General features: G+C 60.4%; 2 protein-coding genes. Both read left to right on the plus strand.

What is annotated here, in order from left to right:
* Window positions 1-100 precede the first annotated feature (100 nt).
* Window positions 101-3,703: a DNA-directed RNA polymerase subunit beta gene (gene rpoB, locus JMJ95_RS05475; protein WP_290683448.1), complete on the plus strand. Its 3,603-nt coding sequence runs from the start codon at window positions 101-103 to the stop codon at window positions 3,701-3,703.
* Window positions 3,703-8,697 carry a DNA-directed RNA polymerase subunit beta' gene (gene rpoC / locus JMJ95_RS05480; protein WP_290683450.1) on the plus strand — a complete coding sequence of 1,665 codons (4,995 nt, stop codon included), beginning with the start codon at window positions 3,703-3,705 and terminating at the stop codon, window positions 8,695-8,697. The genes rpoB and rpoC overlap by 1 nt, the downstream gene beginning before the upstream one ends.
* Window positions 8,698-9,125 lie beyond the last annotated feature (428 nt).

Genomic DNA, 9,125 nt, shown 5'->3' on the forward strand with positions numbered 1-9,125 from the left:
GGTCGTATTATGTCCGTTGACATAATACGGCCTTTTTGTTATCTTTTCTATTTGTCAGTACTCATTTCCCACCAATCTTTTCAGGGAGGTCATACAGTTCATGGCCGAATTTGTTCCCGTCAGCAGCGAGCGCCAGAGATTGACCTTCGGGCGTGCCCGGGATCTTGTCGAGATTCCCGACATGATCGAGGTGCAGCGCGACTCATACAACTGGTTCTACCAGGAAGACACCGCTCCGGATGCGCGGGTTCCGCAGGGACTGCAGGAACTGCTCCACGAAGTGTTTCCCATCGAAAGTTATGACGGCTCCTTCGCCCTCGAGTTCGTCAAGTATCTTCTCGACGAACCCTCCACAGAGGAAGAGGAATCCCGCCAGAGGGACCTTACCTGGTCGCGCCCCATAAGGGCCACCATTAGGCTGGTGAACCGCAAAACGAAAGAGATGAAGGAAGAGGAAATTTTTCTCGGCGACTTCCCCCTGATGACGGGAAGGGGCACTTTCATCATCAACGGAACGGAGCGCGTGGTGGTCAACCAGCTCGCCCGGTCCGCCGGCGTCTATTTCACCAAGGATGAACTGATTACCGGCCAGGAAGCCTATTCCGCGAAAATAATCCCCGACAGGGGAGCCTGGCTCGAGTTCAGCCTGACCTCCGGGGATCTCATCTCCGTCAACATCGACAACAGGAAAAAGATTCCCGCCACACTCCTGTTGAAAATCTTCGGCGCCTCCACCAACGACGGCGTCCTTGACCTCTTCGACGCGAAGACGGTGCAGAGGGACGTCACCGAGGAGGACGTGAAGGGCATGCTGTCCGCCGAGTCCGTCCTCGACCAGGACGGCTCCACGGTGCTGCCCAGGAACAGGACCATCACCAAGGAACACCTCGAGAAGCTCTGGAGCATGGGCAGAACGAAGGTTCTGGTATGGGACGTAGACCCCGCCATTGCCGCCACCCTTGAAAAGGACGGGGCCTTCAACACAGACGAGGCCATGGTGGAGCTGTTCCGCAAGCTCCGGCCCAACGAACCCGCCCGGATCGAGAACGCCAGGGAATATGTCCACAGTCTTCTCTTCGATCCCCGCCGGTACAACCTCGGCCGCGTGGGCCGGTACAAAATGAACCGCAAGCTCGGCCTGGAGATCCCCGAGGAGGTTCGCCTGCTCACTAAGGAAGACCTGGTGGAAATCATCCGGGGTATCATTGAACTCAGAAACCCCGATAAGACGGGGGACGACATTGACCACCTCGGCAACCGCCGGGTCCGCTCCGTGGGCGAGCTGCTCCAGAACCAGATCCGCATCGGCCTGCTCCGCATGGAGCGCATCGCCAAGGAGAGAATGACCACCATTCCTGACCTGAGCAACGCCATGGCCAGGGACCTGATCAACGTGCGCCCCATCGCGGCCTCCCTCCGGGAATTTTTCGGCTCGGGCCAGCTCTCCCAGTTCATGGACCAGACGAACCCCCTCGCCGAGGTGACCCACAGGCGCAGGCTTTCGGCCCTGGGCCCCGGCGGCCTTTCCAGGGAACGGGCCGGGTTCGAAGCCCGGGACGTCCACTATACCCACTACGGCCGGGTTTGCCCCATCGAGACTCCGGAAGGCCCCAACATCGGCCTCGTGACCTCCCTGGCCACTTATGCCCGCCTCAACGAGTACGGGTTTCTCATCACCCCCAGGCGGAAAGTGGAGAACGGCCGGGTGACCGGAGAAATCGTCTTCCTGTCCGCCGACGAGGAGGACAGGGTGCACGTGGGCATGGCAAACACTCCCGTGGACGACGAGGGAATGATCACCGAGATGCATTGTTTCACCAGGTTCCAGGGCAACATCGTCACGGTGCCCCGGGAGGAAGTGTCCTACCTCGACGTGTCGCCCAAGCAGATTGTCTCCGCCTCCACGGCGCTCATTCCCTTCCTTGAGCACGATGACGCCAACCGGGCCCTCATGGGCTCGAACATGCAGCGCCAGGCGGTTCCCCTCATCGCACCCGAGGCCCCGGTGGTGGGCACGGGGGTGGAGCACCGCATCGCCAAGGATTCGGGGTCTTGTGTCGTGGCCATGAAGGACGGTGTGGTGGAGTACGTGGATTCCACCCGGATCGAGATCCGCAATGGAGCGGAATCCCATGTCTACCCCCTCGTCAAGTTCCGCCGCTCCAACCAGGGCACGGTGATCCACCAGAAACCCATCGTCCACAAGGGAGACAAGGTCGAAAAGGGGCAGATCATCGCCGACGGACAGGCCTCCGAGGGAGGAGAGCTCGCCCTCGGGAGGAACGTGATCATCGCCTTCATGCCCTGGGAGGGCTTCAACTTCGAGGACGCCATCCTGCTCAGTGAACGGCTCGTGAAGGAGGATTTCTATTCCTCCATCCATATAGAAGAGTACGAGATCGAGGCCCGGGACACCAAGCTCGGCCCCGAGGAGATCACCAGGGACATACCCAACGTGGGCGAGGACATGCTGAAAAACCTCGACGAGGACGGTATTGTCCGTGTGGGCGCCGAAGTCAACGCCGGCGACATTCTTGTCGGGAAGGTCACGCCCAAGGGAGAATCCGACCAGACGCCGGAAGAGAAACTCCTCCGGGCCATCTTCGGAGAAAAAGCCCGGGAAGTCCGGGACACGTCCCTCAAGGTGCCCCACGGGGCACGGGGAAAAATCGTGGCGGTCAAGCAGATGACCAGGGCCGACAGCCCCGACGCCCTCAGCCCGGGGGTCAACAAGGTGGTCAAGATCTACGTCGCCCAGCTCCGCAAAATCACCGTGGGAGACAAAATGGCGGGACGGCACGGCAACAAGGGCGTCGTCTCCAGGATTCTCCCTGTGGAGGACATGCCCTACCTTCCCGACGGCACGCCGGTGGACGTCGTCCTCAATCCCCTCGGCGTTCCCAGCCGCATGAACCTCGGCCAGGTGCTGGAGACCATCATGGGATTCGTGGCCTTCCAGAACGGATGGAAGGTGGCCACACCGGTCTTCGAGGGAGCAAAGGAGAAGGAAATCTTCGACCTGCTGGAGCAGCTCAGCAAAGATAAATATCCTGAGCTCACCTCCGACGGCATGATCACCCTGTACGACGGCCGGACGGGAGACCCCTTCGAAAAGAAGGTCACTGTGGGCTGCATGTACATGCTCAAACTCATCCACCTCGTGGACGACAAGATCCATGCCCGGTCCATCGGCCCCTACAGCCTCATCACCCAGCAGCCCCTGGGCGGAAAAGCCCAGTTCGGCGGCCAGAGGTTCGGGGAAATGGAAGTCTGGGCCCTGGAAGGGTACGGAGCTGCGAACATCCTCCAGGAAATGCTTACCGTGAAGTCCGACGACATTCGGGGAAGGCTCAAGACCTACGAACGGATCGTCAAGGGGCAGAATCTCACAAAGCCCGGTGTTCCGGAAAGCTTCAGGGTTCTCGTGAAAGAACTCCAGGGACTGGGTCTCGACGTGGAAGTGAAATACAGTGACGGACAGATAGGCGAACTGCTCATGGACGATGACGAGGACGAGCTTCCTCTCGGAAGGTATTCCGGCCCGAGGGAGCGCCCCGTTTTCGAGGAGAAGGAGCCTGAAGAAAAGGAAAAAAGCGACTCCGTTTTCGGAGAAGAAGAAATGAAAGAAATCGTTCCCGAGGAAATGCTCTTCGGCGAAGAGCTTCCTGACGGCATGTCCATAGAAGAAGGGGATGAAAACTGATGGCCCGAAGGGAAATACTGGGGGTGCGGGTCAAGCTCGCAAGCCCGGAAAGAATACGGGAACTTTCCAGCGGAGAGGTGAAGAAGCCGGAGACCATAAATTACCGAACCCTCCGGCCTGAAAAGGACGGACTCTTCTGCGAGCGCATCTTCGGCCCCACCAAGAGCTACGAGTGTGCCTGCGGAAAATATAAGCGCAGCGGCCCCAAGTTCAAGGGGATCGTCTGCGACCGGTGCGGCGTGGAAGTCACCGACAACCGGGTCCGCCGGGAGCGCATGGGCCATATCGAGCTCGCCGCGCCGGTGGTGCACATCTGGTACCTCCGGGGCATCCCCAGCAGGCTCAGCCTGCTGCTGGGCTGCACCACCAAGGACCTGGAGAAGGTGGTCTACTTCGCCCCCACCCGCCAGCGGGAGGCCGCCTACAAGGTGGTCATGGAGGGCAGGCGGATCGACCTTGCCCGGAAGAACGACGTGCTCTCCGAAAGCGAGGTTCGGATCCACAGCCATTACGACCCCAAGTTCAAGGCCGAGGAAGCCTTCCGGATCGTCTCCGTGGACGATGTTCCGGTGAACGAGAACGACCTTCTCTCCGCCGGGCAGGTTTCCCGGTTTAAGACGGAGTACGGCGACGAGAGCTTCAAGGTGGAGACCGCCTTCACCCTCGTCACCATACCTGACGATCCCTCCTGCGCCGTGGGAGCGGTCATATCTGCCGCCGACCTTGAGCGCCTCAGAAAACGCCACGGCGACACCTTTGAATTCGAACGGGCCGCGGTCGGGAATCAGGAGGCCTTCGTGGTCACCGCTGCCGTCCATCTTCCCTTTGAAAAGGGCGATATCCTCTCCGAAAGCGAGTTCCGGTTCTACAGCCAGAAATTTCCCGGGAGGTTCACCGCCCAGAAGGAAGTCATCACGGTGGAGGATCCCTGCTATGTGGTTATCGAAGAGGGGATCTCCCCCTTCTCGCCGGCGGACATTATTCTCGAGCGAGAGTACGCCCTCTGCGCCGCCTATGACAAAAAATTCCGGGCAGGCATCGGCGCCGATGGTGTCCAGGCTCTCCTCGAACGGATCGACCTCGACCAGCTCGGCGCGGCCCTCCGGGAGGAAGTCTCCGATAGCACGGGCCAGAAGAAGCGGAAGCTCATCAAGCGGCTCCAGGTCGCGGAGGATTTCCGGAAGAACAAATCCACGGCCAAGTCCATGATTCTCGAAGTCCTGCCGGTCATCCCGCCCGACCTGCGCCCCATGGTGCAGCTCGACGGCGGCCGGTTCGCCACGTCTGACCTCAACGACCTGTACCGCAGGGTCATCAACCGGAACAACCGTCTGAAGAAGCTTCAGGAACTCAAGGCTCCCGAGATCATCATCCGCAACGAGAAACGCATGCTCCAGGAAGCCGTTGACGCTCTCATCGACAACGGCCGCATGGGCAAGGCAGTGCTGGGCGCGGGCAACCGTCCCCTCAAGAGCCTTACCGACCTGCTCCGGGGCAAGAAAGGACGGTTCCGCCAGAACCTCCTCGGAAAGCGGGTTGACTATTCCGGACGGTCCGTCATCGTCATCGGCCCCCAGCTCAAGATCTACCAGTGCGGCCTGCCGAAGCAGATGGCCCTGGAGCTCTTCAAGCCTTTCGTCATCCGCCAGCTCGTTGAGCGGGGCCTCGCCCCCAACGTGAAGAGCGCCAAACGGATCATCGAACGGGGCCGGGAGGAGATCTGGGGAATCCTCGAGGAGATCATCAGGGACCATCCCGTCATGTTGAACCGGGCCCCCACTCTTCACAGGCTCGGCATCCAGGCTTTCGAACCGGTGCTCATGGAAGGCAAGGCCATCCGCCTGCACCCCATGGTATGCACCGCCTTCAACGCCGACTTCGACGGAGACCAGATGGCCGTTCACGTGCCCCTGTCCATCGAGGCCCAGGCTGAGGCCAGGTTGCTCATGCTCTCGGCGAACAACCTGCTCTCCCCGGCGAGCGGCCGCCCCGTCATGACGCCTACCCAGGATATCGTGCTGGGCATCTACTATCTTACCGACATGAAGGACGGAGTGGAAGGTGAAGAACTGCCTCACTTCTCCGACCTGGACGACGCCCTCGTGGCGTTCAATCACGGCGTGGTCAGTGTTGACAGCAGAATAAAACTGAAAAATCTTCCCGAGTGGGGCGACGGGGAAAAATGGATCGAAACCTCCCCCGGCCGGGTCATTTTCAACAGCATACTTCCCGAGGGACTCCGGTTCGTCAACCGCCAGCTCGGCAAGAAAGACCTCGGCATCATCCTCGACAGAGCCTACGACATGGTGGACCGGGTCGCCATGGTGAAAATGCTCGACGACATCAAGATGCTGGGTTACCGGTGGGCCACCCGGAGCGGCATCAGCTTCGGCGTCCAGTCCATCATCATCCCGCCGGAAAAGGCCGAGCTGACGAAACAGGCCATGGAACAGGACGAGGAGCTCAAGTCCGAATACAACATGGGCATCCTGACCCAGGACGAGTATCTTTTCCAGAAGGAAAGCCTCTGGTCCGAGAAGTCAAGGGCCATTGCCGACAGCATTGTGGAGCACATGAAGCGCACCAACCCCATCCGCATGATGAGCGACAGCGGCGCCAGGGGAAGCAGAAGCCAGATGGGGCAGATGGCGGGAATTCGCGGCCTCATGTCCGACCCGTCGGGGCGGATCATCGACTATCCCATCACGGCGAACTTCCGCGAGGGAATGAACATGCTCGAGTACTTCATCTCCACCCACGGCGCCAGGAAGGGGCTTGCCGACACCGCCCTCCGTACGGCCAAGTCCGGATATCTCACCAGGCGGCTCGTGGACGTGGGCCAGGATCTCATCATCACGGAGCATGACTGCGGCACGGACAGGGGCATCTGCATCGAACCCCTGAGGCAGGACGGCAAGGTCATGATCCCCCTTTCGGAGAGGATCTACGGCCGCACCGCCCTGTACGACATCACCGACCCCGCGTCCGGAGCCGTGATCGCGGCGAAGGGTGAATGCATCTCCTTCGAGACGGCGGAAAAGATAGAAAAGGCGGGCATCGACTCCGCGTGGGTCCGGAGTCCTCTGACATGCGGCCTCCGGCATGGAGTGTGCCAGGTGTGCTACGGCATGGACCTGGCCACCAGGAAGGAAGTTCCCATCGGCGAGGCCGTGGGTGTCGTGGCGGCCCAGTCCATCGGCGAGCCGGGAACACAGCTCACCATGCGGACATTCCACACGGGCGGCGTCCGCCTCACCGGCGAGGACATCACCCAGGGTCTCCCCCGGATCGAACAGCTCTTTGAAGTCCGCCGGCCCAAGAAGGTTGCCTACCTGGCCGGCGTGGACGGCAGGGTCAGTGAAGTCCGGGTCATGGAAGGCAAACGGAAGGTCATCATCACCTCCGAAAGCGGTGAGAGTGAGGAGAAGACCATCCATAACATCCCCATCATTCAGAATCTCCTTATCAAGGAAGGCGACGAGGTCAGGAAGAGCGACAAGCTCACCGAGGGCAACGTGGATCCCCAGCAGCTTCTCGAGGTGGAGGGGATCGAGGCGGTCCAGCGGGCGCTCGTGGACGAGATCCAGGAAGTGTACCGCTCCCAGGGTGTGTCCATCAACAACAAGCACATCGAGGTCATCCTGCGGAAGGTTGCGCCGGTGAACAGGGTCAAGATCACCGAGGAAGGAGACACGTCCTTCGTGGCGGGCGATCTCGTGTGGACCGACGACATCGACGCCGAGATGTCCCGGATAGAAAAAGAAAACGAAGAGAACATCGCCGAGGCGGTGCGTATCTTCTCGGGCAGGGTTCTCCGGGACGTTTCCTCCCAGAAGCTCAACGAGACCGTGGCCAGGTACATCGGCGTCCCCCTGGACGAGGAAGCCATCCGGACGATACTGCGCCCCGGCTTGCTGATCTCCTCCGTGGTGGTGGACGACGAGGAAGGCGTTCCCGTCACCCTCATCGTGGGCGAGGCCGCTTTCAGGAAGCAGATGGAGGGCATGGATCTCATCACTTCCTTTACATCTTCCGACGGCAAGGAAATCCCCGCCGGAACGCACCTGACCCTGGGACATCTGGGCATCATCACCGCCGACGACCCGACACCCCTGCTTGTTCGGGACGGCGAGATTCTTGAAAAGCTCGCCGACGGAGTCTATCTCGCCGAAAACATCATCGTGGACGGGGAACTCGTCGCGAAGGCCGATCGGGTCTTCACGGCGAAGGATGCCGCCCGGTGCAGAGAGCTCAACGTCCCCTCCATTGTCCTGTGGCATTCGGTGGAGCGGGTCAACATACCCGACAAGCTCGAGGAGAGCCTCAAGGACAAGTGGGGCAAGCCCCTGACCCAGGCCATCGACCGTGAAGGGAACGGCATGACGGATATCCCGCAGCTGGTGGATGCCTCCATTATTAAAGGAATTCTCGACGGTTCCGTTTCGGCCATTGAGATCGACGGATCCATTTTCTCGAGAGACCGCTTCCTCCGGGAGCTCCTTTCGGCGAAAATTTACGGCAAAGTGCTGCTCGAACCCGTAACCGACAGGATGGGACAGGTTTTGGCGGACGCCGGGGCGGAAGTCAACCAGTCCGTGATCGACGCCCTCGCCGGCTGCCCCGACCTGCAGGAAGTGGTGGTCCGCCCCATGGGCGGCCCCCGGAAGGATGAAAAGAAGATCATCCAGCGGGTGACTTTCGTCAGGAAGCTACGGGAAGGACCGAAAGTAAAGCCCTTCGTCCACGGCATAACAAAGGCGGCCCTCGCCACGGACAGCTTCCTGAGCGCGGCGTCCTTCCAGCAGACGGCCCAGGTTCTGGCCGGAGCGGCGGTCAAGGGTGAAATCGATCCCCTCGAGGGGCTGAAGGAAAACGTGATCATCGGCCACCTCATCCCTGCCGGAACGGGAGTGGAGAAATTCAGGGCCATCAGGATCGCCCACGCGAAGGTCCTTGAAGAGAAAGCCGCCGCGATGGCGGAGCAGGCGAAGTAGAGGGCGGAAGAAAAATTCCACAGGAAATGCGGCGGGAACCTAAATCCGCTAATTTTTCAGGCAGAGGGAGTGTCGCCGGGCATAAGGTGAATTCGCCCTCCCCAGGGGCGAAGAGATTATCCCCTGGGGAAAGGCGCCTGAGGTGAGAGAAACCGACACGGATGTCGGTTTCACAAGCAGGCAACCGGCGAACGCAGGGAGCCGTGGGACTCGCTTGGGCAGTTGTCACGAACGACAATCTGCACCCCCCGCCCAAGCGAGTTCCGGTGACATTCCCCGCTGCCTGCGGATTTAGGGGGAACCTAAATCCGCACCCTAAAAAATAAAAAACCTCTCTGGACTGTTCGGAGAACAGTGGTAAGGTAGTGTTTACGAAGACACAACCCTTCACCAGAGAGGTGCAATCATTATGACTGAAAAGGCGAAGA

Origin of the sequence: Aminivibrio sp. (assembly GCF_016756745.1) — a bacterium.
Classification (GTDB): domain Bacteria; phylum Synergistota; class Synergistia; order Synergistales; family Aminobacteriaceae; genus Aminivibrio.